The following is a 15,103-nucleotide window of genomic DNA, read 5'->3' as shown; positions in this document are numbered from 1 at the left end:
GCTGCCCGCCGCCACGTGGCGCGCGCTCGCGCAGGCGCACGCGCAGCGCGCCGACGAGGCGACCGCGGGGCACCGCGAGCGGCGCGCGCGTGGCGAGCGGCACGCCGTCGAGGACTTCCTGTTCGAGTACTACCCCGCGAAGCCCGCCGCGCTGCGCCGGTGGCACCCGGGGGTCGGTGCCGCCCTCGCCCCCGACCACGACGGCCCCGCACCGCACGCCGCGTGGCGGTGGTACGCGACCGGCGCGGACGGCACGGTCACGCTCGACGTCGACGCGTTCGTCGCGGACCGGGGCGACACCGTGCGGTTCGTCGCGGGGCTGCTGCGCGCGACCCGCGACCGGCCGGCGTTCACCGGCTGCTTCGGGCTGCACGAGTGGGCGATGGTGTACCGGGAGGGCGACGACGAGCACCGGCACCCGCTGCCGCTGCGGCTCGGCGGGGCGGGCACCGACGCGGTCGTCGAGGCGCACCGGATCCGCTGCTCGCACTTCGACGCGTTCCGGTTCTTCACGGCCGACGCGGTCGCCCGCAACACCCTGCAGCCGACCCGCGAGTCGCAGGTCGCCCTCGAGCAGCCGGGCTGCCTGCACGCCGGGATGGACGTCTACAAGTGGGCGCTCAAGCTCGGGCCGGCCGTGCCCGGCAACCTGCTGCTCGACTGCTTCGCGCTCGCACGGGACATCCGCACGCTCGACATGCAGGCGTCGCCCTACGACGTCACGGCGTACGGTCTGGACCCGGTCGCGATCGAGACGCCGGACGGCAAGGCCGCGTACGTGGCACGGCAGCGCGGCTTCGCCGAGCGGGGCAACGTGCTGCGGGGGCGTCTCGTCGACGTCTGCGAGGCGCTCCCCGTCTGACGGTCGTCGCGGCGCTCGGACCGGCGCCGCCGGGACGACAGGTGGGCGCGTGGGGTCACGCGACGACGATCCGCAGGACGAGGAAGACCGCCGTGATCGCGCCCGCGACGAGCGCGATCCCGACCAGGCGCCGCTCGGTGCGCTGGTTCTCCCGCGTCTCGTCGTCGAGGGCGTCGTCGGTGAGCGTCGCCCACCAGGCGGCACGGTCCCTGCGCGACCGGTGCGTCGGAGTCGTCATGCGCCCTGCCCTTCGTCCTGCGTGCGTCCCCACGCTAACCGGAGCCGACCCGGACCGCCCGGAGCCGTGCCCGCGTCAGGGCGTCATCCCCCACGCCCGGCCGGGCTCGCGACGACCCGGCCGCCACACCCGCAGCCGACGCCCGAGCGCGGCGCGCGGCGAGAGCCGGTCGAGCGCACCCGCGGGGAGCCGGTGCAGCGCCGTCGCGTACTGGTCGGGACGCAGCGCGGCGACCACCGACCCGCCGTCGTGGCTCGTCTCGAGCAGGGCGTCGCCGATCCCCCGGTCGCCCCACACGTCGCAGTCGTGCACGTAGGGCGCGGCGGCGCGGAACGCGGGCCAGACGTCCTCGTCGACGGGCAGCCAGTCGACCGTGCGGTAGGACGCGTCGGCGGGCAGGTGCGCCGCGGCCCGCAGCACCGCGGCGCCCGACCGCGCGTCCGCGGGCCAGCGCTCGTCCTCGGGCAGGTCGAACGCGAGCGCGACGGCGTCCGGCCGCAGGACGTCGAGCAGGACCCCCAGCCCGGCGGCGCGGCTCGCGGGCGGCAGGCGCACGGCGAAGTCGAGCCGCGGGGCGAGGAGCGCGAGCGCGTCGGGCAGGTGGACGGAGCAGGTGCCCGCGCGGTCGGCGTGCTCCGCCTCGTACACGCAGTCCCCGCACGCCCCGACGACCGACGCGTCGTGCAGCGCGCCCGGATGCTCCGACCAGGGATGACGGCACGACGGGCACAGGCCGCGCAGGCGCGTCCTGCGGTCACCGACCGAGCCCATGGACCACCGTCCTCGTCCGCCAGCCGTCGCCGCCCCTGCCCTGAGCGTCAGGCACATGATGGTGCTGCGTCCCGGACGAAGGCGACATCTGCGGCTCGCGCCACGCGCCACGCTGAGCACTCGACGACGGATTTCACCCGGACAGACCATCCCTTACCGGTTGTTTCCGGGCGCACGGGGCGAGCAGGCTCGGACGGTGCCGTCGGGCAGAGCGGCCGGACGGCGGGCCGGAGGGGGGCCACCATGCGCCTGCGCGCGATCCTGACGTGTCTCGTGCTCGTCGGCGCCGCCACGGCCGTCGCCGCGCCCGCGAGCGCCGCTCCCCCGCCGGCGTGCGGGGACACCCTCACGGTCGACACCGCCCTGACGGCGGACCTCACGTGCGTCGGCGACGGCCTGCGTCTGGCGCCGGGCGTGTCGCTCGACCTGCGCGGGCACACGCTGGCCGGCCCCGGGACGGGGACGGGGGTCGCGGTGTCCTCGACGGGGGCGGCGACCGTGCGACGCGGCACCCTCACCGGCTGGGGCACGGCCGTCGCGACGGTCGACGAGCCGTACGGCAGCACCGGCCCGCTGACCGTCCGCGGCGTCACGTTCCGCGGCAACGAGCTCGCGCTGGACGCGTCCGGGGACAGCGGCACGCTGCTGCACGCCAAGCCGACCACCGTGCGCTCGTCGCGCTTCGTCGACAACGGGTGGGGGCTCGCCGCGGCGTTCGGTGCCGACGTCGCGGTCCACGGCAGCACCTTCACGGACAACGGGAACGGCGTCGTCGCCGACGAGGGCCACGTGGCGGTCGACTGCTCCCGCTTCGCCCGCAACGGCCAGGCGCTGTTCCTGCTCACGTCGACGGCGGAGGTCACCGGTTCGTCGTTCGTCGACGACGACTTCGGGATCGTGCTGCAGAGCGACGCCACCGCGACCGTCTCACGGAGCCGGTTCACCGGCGTCGGCGGCGGGCTCCTGGGGGGCGCGTCCGGCAACCGGTTCGAGGTCGCCGACAGCGCGTTCGTCGGCAACGACACCGCCGTCCAGGTCTACGGCGAGTCCGGCAGCGTCGTGCGCAGCACGTTCCGGGCCAACACCGCCGCGTACCGCGCGAACGCCCCGTCCGAGGACGGGTTCCTGCTGCAGGACAACCGGTTCCGGCTCAACGGCGACGCGATCGTGCTGCTCGAGCCCGACCCGGCGACGTCCATCGGCGGGAACGACGTGCGCGGCAGCACCGGCTGGGGGATCAACGCGCCCGGCGCCACGGACCTCGGCGGCAACGTCGCGAAGAACAACGGCAGTACACCGCAGTGCGTGGGGGTCGTCTGCACCACGCCCTGACACCAGCCGATCCAGGGGGAACCGATGCGAGCCCGAGCAGTCCTCACCGTCCTGTCCGTCCTCACCGTCGTCACGACGACGGTCGCCGTCGCCGCACCTGCCGGTGCCGCACCACCGCCCCGCCCCGCCTGCGGCGACACGCTGACCGTCGACACGCGCCTGCGCGCCGACCTCGTGTGCGATGGCGCCGGGCTGCGCGTCGGCCCGGGCGTCACCCTCGACCTCGGCGGGCACACCGTGCGCGGCAGCGGTGCGGGCGTCGGCGTCGCCGTGGCCTCCGAGGGGACGGTCCGGGTCCGCAACGGCACGCTCGCGGGCTGGGGCGAGGGCATCGCGACCTACGCCGTGCCCGACACCGACACCGGGCCGCTGGTCGTCGACCGCGTGCGGTTCACCGGCAACGTCACGGGCCTGCTCGCCTCCGGCGAGGACGGCACCGGCCTGTACGGCAAGGACGCGACCGTCACCCGCTCCACGTTCCGGGACAACACCTGGGGCCTGCTCGCCCTGTGGCACATCGAGGTCGACGTCCAGCGCACGACGTTCGCGTCCAACGGGACCGGCGTCGAGGCCGGCGACTCGCAGGTCGACGTCGCCGGCTCACGGTTCGCCCGCAACGACGTCGCGATGTCGCTCGGCCAGAGCGGCACGACGATCACGGGCACCACCTTCGTCGACAACCCCCGCGGCCTCACCGTGGCCCCGACGTCGGGCGCGACCGTCACCGGCAGCACGTTCGTCGGCAGTGACGTCGCGGTCGCCGGGTACGGCAACCCGACCGTCCTGCACATCGACGGCAACCGCTTCACGGACAACGGGACCGCGGTCTCGTTCGACCTCAGCGACGGCTCCGTGACGGGCAACACCTTCCGCGGCAACGGCACCGGCCTGCTCGTCGTGCAGGCGCCGTGGGACGTGACCCTCGTCCAGGACAACACGTTCGTGCGCGGCGGCGACGGCATCCGCGTCGAGCAGGGCGACGCGCTCCTGCAGCTCGGCGGCAACGACGCCCGCCGCAACAGCGGCTGGGGCATCCTCGCGCCCGACGTCACCGACCTGGGCGGCAACACGGCGCGCGGCAACGGCAACGAGCCGCAGTGCGTGGGGGTCGTCTGCGGCACGTCCTGAACCGACGCGCCCGTCGCGCCCGCACAGCCCGACCTGCCCGGCCCGCCCGGCACCACCGGAGCGGCTCCACCCGGCCCCGGCACCACCCGATCGGCACCACCTGTCCGGCACCACCTGTCCGGCTCCATCTGTCCGACCACTCCCGGAGGTACCCGTGCGTCCGTCCGCCGTCCTGCCCACCCTCGCGCTCGCCGCCGCCTCGACCCTCGCGGTGACCATCGCCGTGACCCTCGTCGCGACCCCGGCGCACGCCGGGCCACCGCCGACCTGCGGCTCCACCCTCACCGTCGACACCCGGCTGCGTGCGGACCTCACGTGCCCCGCCGACGGTCTGCGGCTCGCGCCCGGCGTCACCCTGGACCTGGGTGGGCACACCCTGCGCGGACCCGGCACGGGCGTCGGGGTCGCGGTGTCCAACGAGGGCACGGTGACCGTCCGGAACGGCACGCTCGCCGACTGGGGCCACGCCGTGCAGACGATCTTCCCGGCCGACGAGGAGAGCGTCAGCGGCCCGCTGGTCGTGCGCCGGGTGACGGTGCAGGACAACGCGGTCGGCGTCTCGGCGTCGGGCGAGGACACCACCGGGCGGTGGCGCAAGCCGACGACGGTCGACCGGTCCACGTTCCTGCGCAACGACATCGGGCTGCTCGTCGCCTGGTTCGGGTCGGCCGAGGTCGACCGCTCGACGTTCACCGACAACCGCGTCGGGCTGTTCAACGACGCCGGCGACGCGACCGTGACGGACTCGCGGTTCCTGCGCAACGAGCGCGGCTACGTCGCGACCGAGGCGTCGGGCCACATCGAGGGCTCGACCTTCGCGGACAACGCGACGGCCGTGCGGCAGAACAACGTCGGCAGCGTCACGATCGTCGACTCCCGCTTCACGGGGTCCGTCACGGCGGTCGACGCGATCGGGTGGGAGGCGGCCGTCAGCGGCTCGACGTTCGTGTCGAACACCACCGCGGTCGCCGTCGGCGAGTACGGGGGGGCCGTCATCGGCAGCACGTTCCGGCAGAACGGCACGACCGTCCGGGTGCCGGACATGCTGTCCGGGCCCGCGCTCGTCCAGGACAACACGTTCCTGCGGAACGCGGACGGCCTCGACTCGACGCTCGGCGACCCGTACCTCGAGGTGGGCGGGAACGTCGCGCGCGGCAACACCGGCTGGGGCCTGCACGTGCCGGGAGCGACCGACCTCGGTGGCAACACGGCGCGGAACAACGGCAACGAGCCGCAGTGCGTCGGGGTGGTCTGCGCGACGAGCTGACGTCAGGCGGGCGACGGGTCCGGGGTCGTGCGCGCGGTGCCGGCGTGCGACCCCGAGCCCGCGCCGTCCGCCCCGAGCAGCCACCGCACCGTCCGCGTCGCGGCCGCACCCACGCCCTCGTCGACGCGTCGCCGTACCCACCCCGGCGGTGTCAGACCGAGGTCGCGCACCGCCCAGCCGGGCAGCGACGCGACCGCGGCGCGCGCCAGACCGAGGTACCCGGCGCGCATCGACCACGGCACGGGCGGCTCGTGCAGCAGGAACTGCGCGGCGTCCCGGGCGGCCACGGACGGCCCGAGGACGGGGCGGAACGCGTCGAGCGCCGCCGCCAGCCCGGCGACCGACGTCGGCACGTCCGTGGCGCCGAGGGCCCGGCCCACGACCGCGGCCTGCGCCACGTACTCGTCGGCCCCCGCGGCGTCGAGGGGGTGCCGGCCGTACCGCCGGTGCGCGCGCAGGAAGCTGTCGATCTCGGCGACGTGCACCCAGCGCAGCAGGTCCGGGTCGTCGGCGGCGTACGCGACCCCCTCGGGCGTCGTGCCCCGGATGCGGCGGTGCACGGCCCGGACGCGCTCGACGGCCGCGGCGGCGTCGTCGGCCGTCCCGAAGACCGTCTCGGCGAGGAACGTCGACGTCCGCGCGAGCCTCCCCCACGGGTCGCCGCGGTACCCCGAGTGCGCGCCCACGGCGGCCATCGCCGCGGGGTGCAGCGACTGCAGGAACAGGGCGCGCAGCCCGCCGACGAACATCGACGCGTCGCCGTGCACGGTCCGGATCGCGCTGCCGGACGGGAACCAGCGGGGTCCCGGGGTGTCGTGGATGCGCTCGCGGCTCTCGAGGCCGTCGGGCCCGGCGACGCGCAGGAACAGGCGCGTCCCGACGTAGGCCCGCAGGTCGCGCGGCACGGCGGGTCGCGTGCGTGCGGCCCGGTCGCGTCCGGTGGTGGTCGTCATGCCGCGATCGTCTCCCGCGGCTCCCCGGCCCGCGAGCGCTCGCCCTCCGTCGGCAGCGGGTGCCGGGTGCCGGCGTCGGGAGACGTCCGTCAGCCGCGCGTCCCGGCCGTCCGCGCGCGCACCTCGTCGACGCCCTTGTTGGCGAGCGCGTCCGCGCGCTCGTTGCCGGGGTCGCCCGCGTGCCCCTTGACCCACACCCAGCGGATCTCGTGCCGCTGCGTCTCGGCGTCGAGGGCCTCCCACAGGTCCTGATTCTTCACGGGCTTGCCGTCGCCGGTGCGCCAGCCCTTGCGCTTCCACCCGGCGAGCCACTTCGTCAGGCCGTTCATGACGTACGTCGAGTCGACGTGCAGCGTCACGCGGCACGGCCGGGTCAGCGCCCGTAGGCCCTCGATGACCGCGGTGAGCTCCATGCGGTTGTTCGTCGTCACGGCCTCGCCGCCGCACAGCTCGCGCTCGTGGTCGCCGAACCGCATCCAGGCGCCCCAGCCGCCGACACCCGGGTTGCCCTTGCAGGCGCCGTCGGTCCACATCTCCACGGTCGGTCCGTCCGTCACGCGCCCACCCTACGGAACCCGGGGCCGCCCACCGGCCGCCCGGCTGCGTGGCGACGGGCGCGTCGCACCCCCGGGCGGTCAGTCGCGCGCGTACCGCCGCACGAACGCCGCGAGGACCCGCGGTGGCGCCCACACGTCGGCGTCGCGCACCCCCGCGAGGACGAGGTCGGCCTCGGCGGGGTCGAAGTAGCCGTAGTCGCGGTAGACGCGGATCCGGGTGGAGATGCCTGCGACGTCGAGCTCGGGGTGGAACTGCGTCGCGTAGAGGTTGCGACGGACGCGGAACATCTGGACCGGGCAGGTCGGGGACGACGCGAGGAGCGTCGCGCTGGGCGGCAGGACGCGGCACGCCTCCTTGTGCCCGACGAACGCGTCGAAGGAGTCCGGCACCTCGGCCAGCAGCGGGTCGGCGCGCCCTTCGGGCGTGAGCGTGATGCGGACGGCGGAGATGGGCTCGGCGTGCTCGCGGTCGATGACGCCGCCCTGGTGCACGCCGAGCGTCCCGACGCCGTAGCAGGCGCCGAGGAACGGGAAGTCGCGCGCGACGACCTGGTCGAGCAGCGCGGACATCTCCTTCTCGACGCGCTGCTGGGTCGCGGACTTGTCCTCCGGCGGGGTGCTCGCGTCGAACGGGCTGCCTCCGACGAGGATGCCCGACAGCGCGTCGAGGTCGAGGTCGGGCAGCGGTCCGGCCTCGAGGCGGAGACGGCGGAGCTGGTCGGGCCGCAGGCCGCTGAACGCGAGCATCGCCGCGTACTCGCCGTCGGCGGCGAGGTCCTCGGCGCGCGACGCGAGCAGCACGAACGGCCTCATGCGACGAGCCTGCCACCGGGCCGGGCCCCGCGCAGCGAGCGCCGCCACGGCACCGTTTCACCCGGGCGAAACAGGTCAAACCGGACGACGACGTCCGGCTGGTCTCGCCAGACTGGCGAGCGGGCGCTCCGGCAGCGGGGCGCCGTCGTCAGCGCCGATCCAGGGGGAACCGCATGCGCACGTCCGCCGTCCTGTCCGGTCTCGTCCTCGTCGCGGGGAGCGTGCTCGTCGCCGCACCCGCCCAGGCCGCCCTCGCCCCGGTACCGGGCTGCGGGGCGGTCCTCGCGACCGACTCACGCCTCACCGCCGACCTCGCGTGTCCCAGCGGTGACGGCCTCACGCTCACGCCGGGCGTCACGCTCGACCTCAAGGGGCACACGCTGTCGGGGTCCCAGACCGCGACGGGGATCGTCCTGCCGAACCTCGGCGACGTCACGATCCGCAACGGCACCGTGACCGGCTGGGGCGCGGGCGTCCAGACGTACGACACGTGGGAGGAGGTCGGCGGCACCGCGACGATCACGAAGGTCACGTTCCACGCCAACCGCAACGGCGTGGACACCTCGGGCCGGCTCGGCGCCACCGGCAAGCGGCACGAGATCAGCCGCTCGACGTTCACCGAGAACTGGAGCGGCGTCAGCGGCATCTACGGCGGCGCGCACGTGGTGCGGTCGACGTTCACCGCCAACGGGACGGCGCTGAACTTCATCACGGGCGGCATCACGCTCGAGGACTCCCGTGTCGAGGGCAACGGGACGGCCGTCAACTGCGACGAGTCCGGGTGCGAGATCCGCCGCTCGAAGCTCGTCGGCAACGGGATCGGCCTGGACGTGCGGACCTTCGGCGCGGACGTCTACGACAGCACGCTGGCCGGCAACGACACGGCGTTCACGTCGTTCGGCGTCTGGGGGCACAGCACGATCGAGGGCAACACGTTCCGCGACAACGGCACGGCCGTCACGCTGTGGTCGAGCAACGCCACGCTGACCCGCAACGTGTTCCGCGGCAACGAGACGGGCTTCACGACGGACGGCGGCATGCCGTTCTACACGGCGACCCTCGTCGGCAACCGGTTCGTGAAGAACGTCGACGCGATCAACTTCGAGGCGCCGGGAACGTCGCTGCAGGACAACGTCGCGAACGACAACGAGCGCTGGGGCATCTACGCGCCGAACGCGACCGACCTGGGCGGCAACCGCGCGAAGGGCAACGGCTACGAGCCGCAGTGCGTGGGCGTCGTGTGCCCGGACAGCGGTCCCGTGTCCTGACCTGGTCCTGTCCGACCCACGGGCGCCCGCACCTCCCCGACGGGGGTGCGGGCGCCCGTGCGTGCGAGGATCGGGCGTGCCTGTCCCCGCCTCCGCCACGCTCGCCGACCGGATCCCCGCCGACCCCTCGGACCCGGACGCGCTGTACGAGGCGTTCACCGGCTGGGCGGCCGACCGCGGCCTGACGCTGTACCCGCACCAGGAGGAGGCGCTCCTCGAGCTCGTCACGGGCGCGCACGTCATCCTGTCGACGCCGACCGGGTCGGGGAAGTCGCTCGTCGCGACCGCCGCCCACTTCGTCGCCCTCGCGCAGGGCCGCCGCACGTTCTACACGGCGCCCCTCAAGGCCCTGGTGAGCGAGAAGTTCTTCGCGCTCGTCGACGCGTTCGGCTCGCAGAACGTCGGCATGATGACGGGCGACTCGGCGGTCAACCCCGGGGCGCCGATCATCTGCTGCACCGCGGAGATCCTCGCGAACCTCGCGCTGCGCGACGGCGAGGACGCGGACGCGGGCCAGGTCGTCATGGACGAGTTCCACTTCTACGCCGACCCGCAGCGGGGGTGGGCGTGGCAGGTGCCGCTGCTGGAGCTGCCGCGCACCCAGTTCCTGCTGATGTCGGCGACCCTCGGCGACGTGTCGTTCTTCGCGGACGACCTGCGCCGCCGCACCGACCTCGACGTGGCGGTCGTCGCGAACGCGCAGCGACCCGTGCCGCTGACCTTCACGTACGCCGTGGAACCCCTGCACGAGCTGCTCGACGAGCTCGTCACGACCCGCCGCGCGCCCGTGTACGTCGTGCACTTCACGCAGAAGGAGGCCGTCGAGCGCGCGCAGTCGCTGCTGTCGACGACCCTCGCGAGCCGCGAGCGGCGCGACGCGATCGCCGACGAGCTCGGCGCGTTCCGGTTCGGACCCGGCTTCGGCCGGACGCTGTCGCGCCTGCTGCGGCACGGCGTCGGCGTGCACCACGCGGGCATGCTGCCCAAGTACCGGCGGGTCGTCGAGCGGCTCACGCAGAAGGGCCTGCTGCCGGTCGTCTGCGGCACCGACACCCTGGGCGTCGGCATCAACGTGCCCATCCGGACTGTCCTGCTGACGAGCCTGGTGAAGTACGACGGCGTGCGGATGCGGCACCTGTCGGCCCGCGAGTTCCACCAGATCGCCGGGCGCGCCGGGCGCGCGGGCTTCGACACGGTCGGCGAGGTCATCGTCCTCGCACCCGAGCACGTCATCGAGAACCGCCGCGCGCTCGAGAAGGCGGGCGACGACCCGCGCAAGCTCAAGAAGATCGTCCGCAAGCAGGCGCCCGCCGGGCACGTGAACTGGACGGACAAGACGTTCGAGCGACTGCGCGACGCCCCGCCCGAGCCGCTGACGTCGTCGTTCGCCGTGTCGCACGCGATGGTGCTGCACGTCCTGGCCCGGCAGGGCGACCCGGTCGCGCACATGACGCGGCTGCTCACCGACAACCACGAGCCGGAGTCGGCGCGGGGCCGGCACGTGCGCCGCGCGATCGCCGTGTACCGCTCGCTGCGCGCGTCCGGGGTCGTCGAGCGCCCGTGGGTCGAGGACCCGACCGCGCCGCACGGCCGCCGCCGCACGGTGCGGCTCACGCACGACCTGCCGCCCAACTTCGCGCTCAACCAGGCGCTGTCGCCGTTCGCGTACGCGGCGCTCGACCTGCTCGACCGCGACGACCCCGCGTACGCGCACGACGTCGTGTCCGTCCTGGAGGCGACGCTCGACGACCCGCGCCAGGTCCTCGCGGCGCAGGAGAACCGGGCGCGCGGCGAGGCCGTCGCCGCGATGAAGGCGGACGGGCTCGACTACGACGAGCGGATGGCGCTCCTCGAGGACGTCTCGTACCCGAAGCCGCTCGCGGAGCTCCTCGAGGCCGCGTTCGCGACCTACCGCACGACGAACCCGTGGGTCGCCGACCTCGCCCTGTCCCCCAAGTCCGTGGTCCGCGAGATGCACGAGAAGGCGATGACGTTCGCGGAGTACGTCTCGCACTACCAGCTCGACCGCACCGAGGGCGTCCTGCTGCGCTACCTCGCGGACGCCTACCGGGCGCTGCGCCAGACCGTCCCGGAGGACGCGCGCACCGAGGAGCTGTGGGAGGTCGTGGAGTGGCTCGGCGACCTGGTCCGCCGCACCGACTCCTCGCTCCTCGACGAGTGGGAGCGTCTGTCGAACCCGCTCGACGAGACCGGCGCGGACGCCCCCGGCGGCACCGACGACGACACCCCCGAGCCGATCACCGCGAACCCCCGGGTGTTCCGCGCGCTCGTCCGCGGCGCGCTGTTCCGCCGCGTCGAGCTCGCCGCCCGCGAGGCGTACGACGCGCTCGCGGCGCTCGGCGACCGCGACCCGGACGACGCACCGTGGACGGCCGACCGCTGGGCCGACGCGCTCGACCCGTTCTACGACGACCACGACGAGATCCTCACGGGTCCGCCCGCCCGCGGGCCCGGCCTGTTCCTCGTGACCGCGGGCGCGGCGACGTGGCAGGTGCGGCAGCTGCTCGACGACCCCGAGGGCGACCACGACTGGCGGATCGACGCCGTCGTGGACCTGCCCGGGTCCGACGAGACGGGCGAGGTCCAGCTCCACGTGACGGCCGTCGGAGCGCTGTAGCGGGACCGCCGGAAGGCAGGGCAGGCAGCCCTCACGAAGGCAAGGCTGGCCTGCATCTTCGCAGGTCAGGGCAGGCTTTCCTGCGATGACAGGCTGTCCGGACCGGCCTACCGTGGCGGTATGAGCGTCCTGTCGACCCCCTTCGTCGCGCCCCCCGGGGCCATCAGCGCCGGCCGCCTCAACCGGCTCCGCGCGGCGGTCCTCGGCGCGAACGACGGCATCGTCTCCATCGCCGCGATGGTCGTCGGCGTCGCCGGTGCGGCCCCGGGCCGCACGGTCGTCGTCACCGCCGGCATCGCGGGCCTCGTCGCCGGGGCGCTCTCGATGGCGGCCGGTGAGTACGTGTCCGTGTCCTCGCAGCGCGACGCGGAGCGCGCCGGCGTGGAGACGGGCGCACTCGACGACGACGCCGAGCTGACCAACCCCTGGCACGCCGCGTTCGCGTCGCTCGGCGCGTTCCTGCTCGGCGGGCTCGTCCCGCTGCTCGCGGTCGTCGCGGCACCGTCCGCCGGGGCGCGGGTCCCCGTCGTCGCCGCCGCGGTCGTCGCCGCGCTCGTCGTCACGGGTGCCGCGAGCGCGCGGGCCGGCGGTGCGCCGGTGACACGCGCGGTCACCCGCAACGTGGTCGGCGGCGGCCTCGCGATGGCCGTGACCTACGGCGTCGGGTCCCTCGTCGGCCTGGCCCTCTGACGGCCGCCGCGGCGGCGGCCTGTGCGGCGAGGGGCGGCCCAGGCGGCGAGGGGCGGCTCAAGCGGCGAGGGGCGGCTCAGGCGCCGTAGGCGGCGAACGGCCGGTCCGTCGGAACGATCTCCTTGCCGAGCGGCATGAGCGACACCGGGATGAGCTTGAGGTTCGCGATGCCCATCGGGATGCCGATGATCGACAGGAACAGCGGGATCGCCGTGACGACGTGCCCGACGGCCAGCCAGATGCCCGCCACGAGCAGCCACACGACGTTGCCGATCGTCGACCACGCGCCCGCGGTCCGCTTGTCGACGACCGTCCGGCCGAACGGCCACAGCGCGTAGCCCGCGATCCGGAACGACGCGATCCCGAACGGGATCGTCACGATCAGCACGCAGCACAGCACGCCCGCCGCGACGTACCCGAGCGCGAGCCAGAAGCCGGCGAAGACCAACCAGATGACGTTGAGCAGCGTGTTCACGCCACCCAGGGTCGCATCCGGGCCGACCGTGCGGCGACGGCACGTGGTCCCGCCCGTGCCGTGCGGGTCGGCGCCCACCCGGCGCGACGCCGCCTAGGCTGGCGCCCGTGGCCAAGAAGGACGCCAAGCACGCCCCGACCGGGACGCCCGCGCTCGTCGCGCTCGCCGCGGCCGGGGTCCCGCACACCGCGCACCCCTACGAGCACGACCCGTCGAGCGACGTCGGGTACGGGCTGGAGGCCGCGCACGCCCTCGGGGTGCCGCCCGAGCAGGTCTTCAAGACGCTCATGACGGTCGTCGACGGACACCTCACGGTGGCCGTCGTCCCGGTGACGGGCAAGCTCGACCTCAAGGCGCTCGCGCAGGCCGCGGGCGGCAAGAAGGCCGCGATGGCGCCCAAGCCCGACGCGGAGCGGGCGACCGGCTACGTCGTCGGGGGCATCTCCCCGCTCGGGCAGCGGTCGGCGCACCCGACGGTCGTCGACGAGACCGTGTGGCTGTTCGACACCGTCCTGGTCTCGGGCGGTCGGCGCGGCCTCGACGTCGAGCTCGCGCCCGACGACCTGGTGCGGCTGACGTCCGCGACGGTCGCCGACATCGCGCGCGGCTGACCGCGGGTACGGTCACGCCATGACCGAGGCGACCGACGCGCGCGCCCTGCTCGCCGACCGGCTGGCGGCCGTGCGGGCCCGCGTCGACGCGGCGTGCGCAGCCTCCGGCCGACCCCGCGGCTCGGTGCGGGTGCTGCTCGCGACCAAGACGGTCGACGCCGCCCGCGTCCGGCTCGCGCTGGAGGCCGACCGGGCCGCGGTCGACGCCGACCCGTCGCTGGCCCCGGTGCTCGTCGGCGAGAACCGGGTGCAGGAGCTCGTCGCGAAGGGCCCGGACCTGGCCGACCTGGCGCCGACGACGCACCTCATCGGCCCGCTGCAGTCGAACAAGGTCAACGCCGCGCTGCGCTGGGTGTCGTGCGTCGAGTCGGTCGCGTCGCCCGACCTCGCCGCGCGCCTGTCGGACCGGTGCACAGACCGCCCTGCCCCGCTCGACGTCCTCGTCCAGGTCAACGTGTCCGGCGAGGAGACCAAGCACGGCGTCCCGCTCGGCGACGCGGCCGCCCTGGCCGTCGACGTGGCGGCGCTGCCCGGCCTGCGCCTCGCGGGCTTCATGACGGTGGGCCTGCGCTCCCCCGACGCCGACGCCGTCGGTGCCGGCTACGCGGCGCTCGCGGCGCTGCGCGACGACGTCCTGCGCTCCGGCGAGCCCGGGACCGCGGAGGCCCGCACGCTGTCGATGGGGATGAGCGGCGACCTGGAGGTCGCGGTCGCGCACGGCGCGACGCTGGTGCGGGTCGGCTCGGCGGTGTTCGGGGCGCGCCCCCAGCCCTGAGCCGTCCCTCCGGAGCCTCGGCGCCCTCCTGCAGGAGCCCCCGCCCGGCGCCGTCGGCGCGGAGCCCTCGGGCCGAGCCCTCAGAGCGGAGCCAGGGCCGGGCTCAGCGGCCCGTGCGTCCGAGCCCGCGGTCCACGACGCGCGGCACCCGGCCGCCCCGCAGCACGACGGCCTGCGCGACACGGAGGTCCGTGCGGTGCGCACGGTGCAGACGCGCGCGCAGCTCGCGCTCGTGCAGCACGTGCATGCGGCGCAGGTCGCGCTCCAGCAGCGTCATGGTCGTCCCTCTCGTGCTCGTCCGGCCGGAAGGAGCTGGACGGGCGTCCGTGGATACACGCACGCACCGACGAGTCGGCGTGGCGCGCGTCACGACGGGCGCGAGGATGGGCACCATGACCGTCGCCACCACCCGCCGCCCCCGCTGGGTCTACGGCACGGGTGAGGAGCCCGACGCGCGCTTCTCGCTCGCGAACGAGCGGACGTTCCTCGCCTGGGTCCGCACGGCGCTCGCCCTGCTCGCGGGCGGGGTCGCCCTCGAGGCGCTGGACCTGCCGGTCGAGCCGCGCCTGCGGATGGCCGCCGCCGTGCTGCTCGTCGCGCTCGGCACCGCGGCGCCGCTGCTCGCGTGGCTCGGGTGGGCCCGCGCCGAGCGCGCGATCCGTCGCGGCGAGCCCTTGCCGCCGCCGACCGGCTTCGCGGTGCTCGTCGCGGGCGTGCTGCTCGCG

General features: G+C 75.0%; 17 protein-coding genes. 10 read left to right on the top strand and 7 right to left on the bottom strand.

Going from position 1 to position 15,103, the window contains the following annotated elements:
* Position 1: 1 nt before the first annotated feature.
* On the top strand, positions 2 to 862 hold the full coding sequence (locus tag CBZ_RS14075) for a 3-methyladenine DNA glycosylase (RefSeq protein ID WP_130782147.1): 861 nt from the start codon (positions 2 to 4) through the stop codon (positions 860 to 862).
* Positions 863 to 917: 55 nt separating this feature from the next.
* On the opposite strand, the gene CBZ_RS14070 is transcribed toward CBZ_RS14075, so the two are convergent.
* Both CBZ_RS14070 and CBZ_RS14065 read right to left on the bottom strand, forming a co-directional pair.
* Complete coding sequence (locus tag CBZ_RS14070) at positions 918 to 1,100, bottom strand: hypothetical protein (RefSeq protein WP_130782146.1); 183 nt, start codon at positions 1,098 to 1,100, stop codon at positions 918 to 920.
* A gap of 75 nt (positions 1,101 to 1,175) precedes the next feature.
* Positions 1,176 to 1,871, bottom strand: a complete 696-nt coding sequence (locus tag CBZ_RS14065; RefSeq protein ID WP_165446781.1) for a hypothetical protein — start codon at positions 1,869 to 1,871, stop codon at positions 1,176 to 1,178.
* Between the two features lie 243 nt (positions 1,872 to 2,114).
* On the opposite strand from CBZ_RS14065, the gene CBZ_RS14060 reads away from it, so the two are divergent.
* The 3 genes from CBZ_RS14060 to CBZ_RS14050 all read left to right on the top strand — a co-directional run bounded on the left by CBZ_RS14060 (position 2,115) and on the right by CBZ_RS14050 (position 5,598).
* Positions 2,115 to 3,203 (top strand): right-handed parallel beta-helix repeat-containing protein, encoded by a 1,089-nt coding sequence (locus CBZ_RS14060; RefSeq protein WP_165446780.1) that lies wholly within the window; start codon positions 2,115 to 2,117, stop codon positions 3,201 to 3,203.
* A 24-nt stretch (positions 3,204 to 3,227) separates the two neighbouring features.
* Complete coding sequence (locus CBZ_RS14055) at positions 3,228 to 4,331, top strand: right-handed parallel beta-helix repeat-containing protein (protein ID WP_130782143.1); 1,104 nt, start codon at positions 3,228 to 3,230, stop codon at positions 4,329 to 4,331.
* Positions 4,332 to 4,485: 154 nt separating this feature from the next.
* Entirely contained in the window at positions 4,486 to 5,598 is a 1,113-nt protein-coding gene (locus CBZ_RS14050) for a right-handed parallel beta-helix repeat-containing protein (protein WP_130782142.1), read from the top strand.
* Between the two features lie 2 nt (positions 5,599 to 5,600).
* Here CBZ_RS14050 and CBZ_RS14045 read toward each other — a convergent pair whose 3' ends face one another.
* The 3 genes from CBZ_RS14045 to CBZ_RS14035 all read right to left on the bottom strand — a co-directional run bounded on the left by CBZ_RS14045 (position 5,601) and on the right by CBZ_RS14035 (position 7,921).
* The gene (locus tag CBZ_RS14045) at positions 5,601 to 6,551 is read right to left on the bottom strand and encodes an oxygenase MpaB family protein (protein WP_130782141.1); all 951 of its coding nucleotides are present in this window, start codon (positions 6,549 to 6,551) and stop codon (positions 5,601 to 5,603) included.
* Positions 6,552 to 6,640: 89 nt separating this feature from the next.
* Entirely contained in the window at positions 6,641 to 7,084 is a 444-nt protein-coding gene (gene rnhA, locus CBZ_RS14040; protein WP_130782148.1) for a ribonuclease HI, read from the bottom strand.
* A gap of 102 nt (positions 7,085 to 7,186) precedes the next feature.
* On the bottom strand, positions 7,187 to 7,921 hold the full coding sequence (locus CBZ_RS14035; RefSeq protein ID WP_130782140.1) for a glutamine amidotransferase: 735 nt from the start codon (positions 7,919 to 7,921) through the stop codon (positions 7,187 to 7,189).
* Positions 7,922 to 8,094: 173 nt separating this feature from the next.
* Between CBZ_RS14035 and CBZ_RS14030 the strand changes: the two genes are divergently transcribed.
* From CBZ_RS14030 to CBZ_RS14020, 3 genes are all read left to right on the top strand, one after another.
* Complete coding sequence (locus tag CBZ_RS14030) at positions 8,095 to 9,189, top strand: right-handed parallel beta-helix repeat-containing protein (protein WP_130782139.1); 1,095 nt, start codon at positions 8,095 to 8,097, stop codon at positions 9,187 to 9,189.
* A gap of 76 nt (positions 9,190 to 9,265) precedes the next feature.
* Positions 9,266 to 11,827 (top strand): DEAD/DEAH box helicase, encoded by a 2,562-nt coding sequence (locus tag CBZ_RS14025; protein ID WP_130782138.1) that lies wholly within the window; start codon positions 9,266 to 9,268, stop codon positions 11,825 to 11,827.
* Between the two features lie 120 nt (positions 11,828 to 11,947).
* Positions 11,948 to 12,517: a VIT1/CCC1 transporter family protein gene (locus CBZ_RS14020; protein WP_130782137.1), complete on the top strand. Its 570-nt coding sequence runs from the start codon at positions 11,948 to 11,950 to the stop codon at positions 12,515 to 12,517.
* 76 nt (positions 12,518 to 12,593) lie between these two features.
* On the opposite strand, the gene CBZ_RS14015 is transcribed toward CBZ_RS14020, so the two are convergent.
* Positions 12,594 to 12,992, bottom strand: a complete 399-nt coding sequence (locus CBZ_RS14015) for a YccF domain-containing protein (RefSeq protein WP_130782136.1) — start codon at positions 12,990 to 12,992, stop codon at positions 12,594 to 12,596.
* Between the two features lie 107 nt (positions 12,993 to 13,099).
* Between CBZ_RS14015 and ybaK the strand changes: the two genes are divergently transcribed.
* Positions 13,100 to 13,603: a Cys-tRNA(Pro) deacylase gene (gene ybaK, locus CBZ_RS14010; protein ID WP_130782135.1), complete on the top strand. Its 504-nt coding sequence runs from the start codon at positions 13,100 to 13,102 to the stop codon at positions 13,601 to 13,603.
* 19 nt (positions 13,604 to 13,622) lie between these two features.
* Positions 13,623 to 14,378 carry a YggS family pyridoxal phosphate-dependent enzyme gene (locus CBZ_RS14005; protein WP_130782134.1) on the top strand — a complete coding sequence of 252 codons (756 nt, stop codon included), beginning with the start codon at positions 13,623 to 13,625 and terminating at the stop codon, positions 14,376 to 14,378.
* 103 nt (positions 14,379 to 14,481) lie between these two features.
* Here the strand turns inward: CBZ_RS14005 and CBZ_RS20970 are convergent, their stop codons facing one another.
* Positions 14,482 to 14,655: a hypothetical protein gene (locus CBZ_RS20970; protein WP_165446779.1), complete on the bottom strand. Its 174-nt coding sequence runs from the start codon at positions 14,653 to 14,655 to the stop codon at positions 14,482 to 14,484.
* A gap of 115 nt (positions 14,656 to 14,770) precedes the next feature.
* Between CBZ_RS20970 and CBZ_RS14000 the strand changes: the two genes are divergently transcribed.
* On the top strand, positions 14,771 to 15,103 hold a 333-nt coding region (locus tag CBZ_RS14000; RefSeq protein WP_130782133.1), incomplete at its 3' end, for a YidH family protein.

It is taken from the genome of Cellulomonas biazotea (assembly GCF_004306155.1).
GTDB classification, from domain to species: Bacteria; Actinomycetota; Actinomycetes; order Actinomycetales; family Cellulomonadaceae; genus Cellulomonas; species Cellulomonas biazotea.
This window is presented reverse-complemented; position numbering and strand designations above follow the sequence as displayed.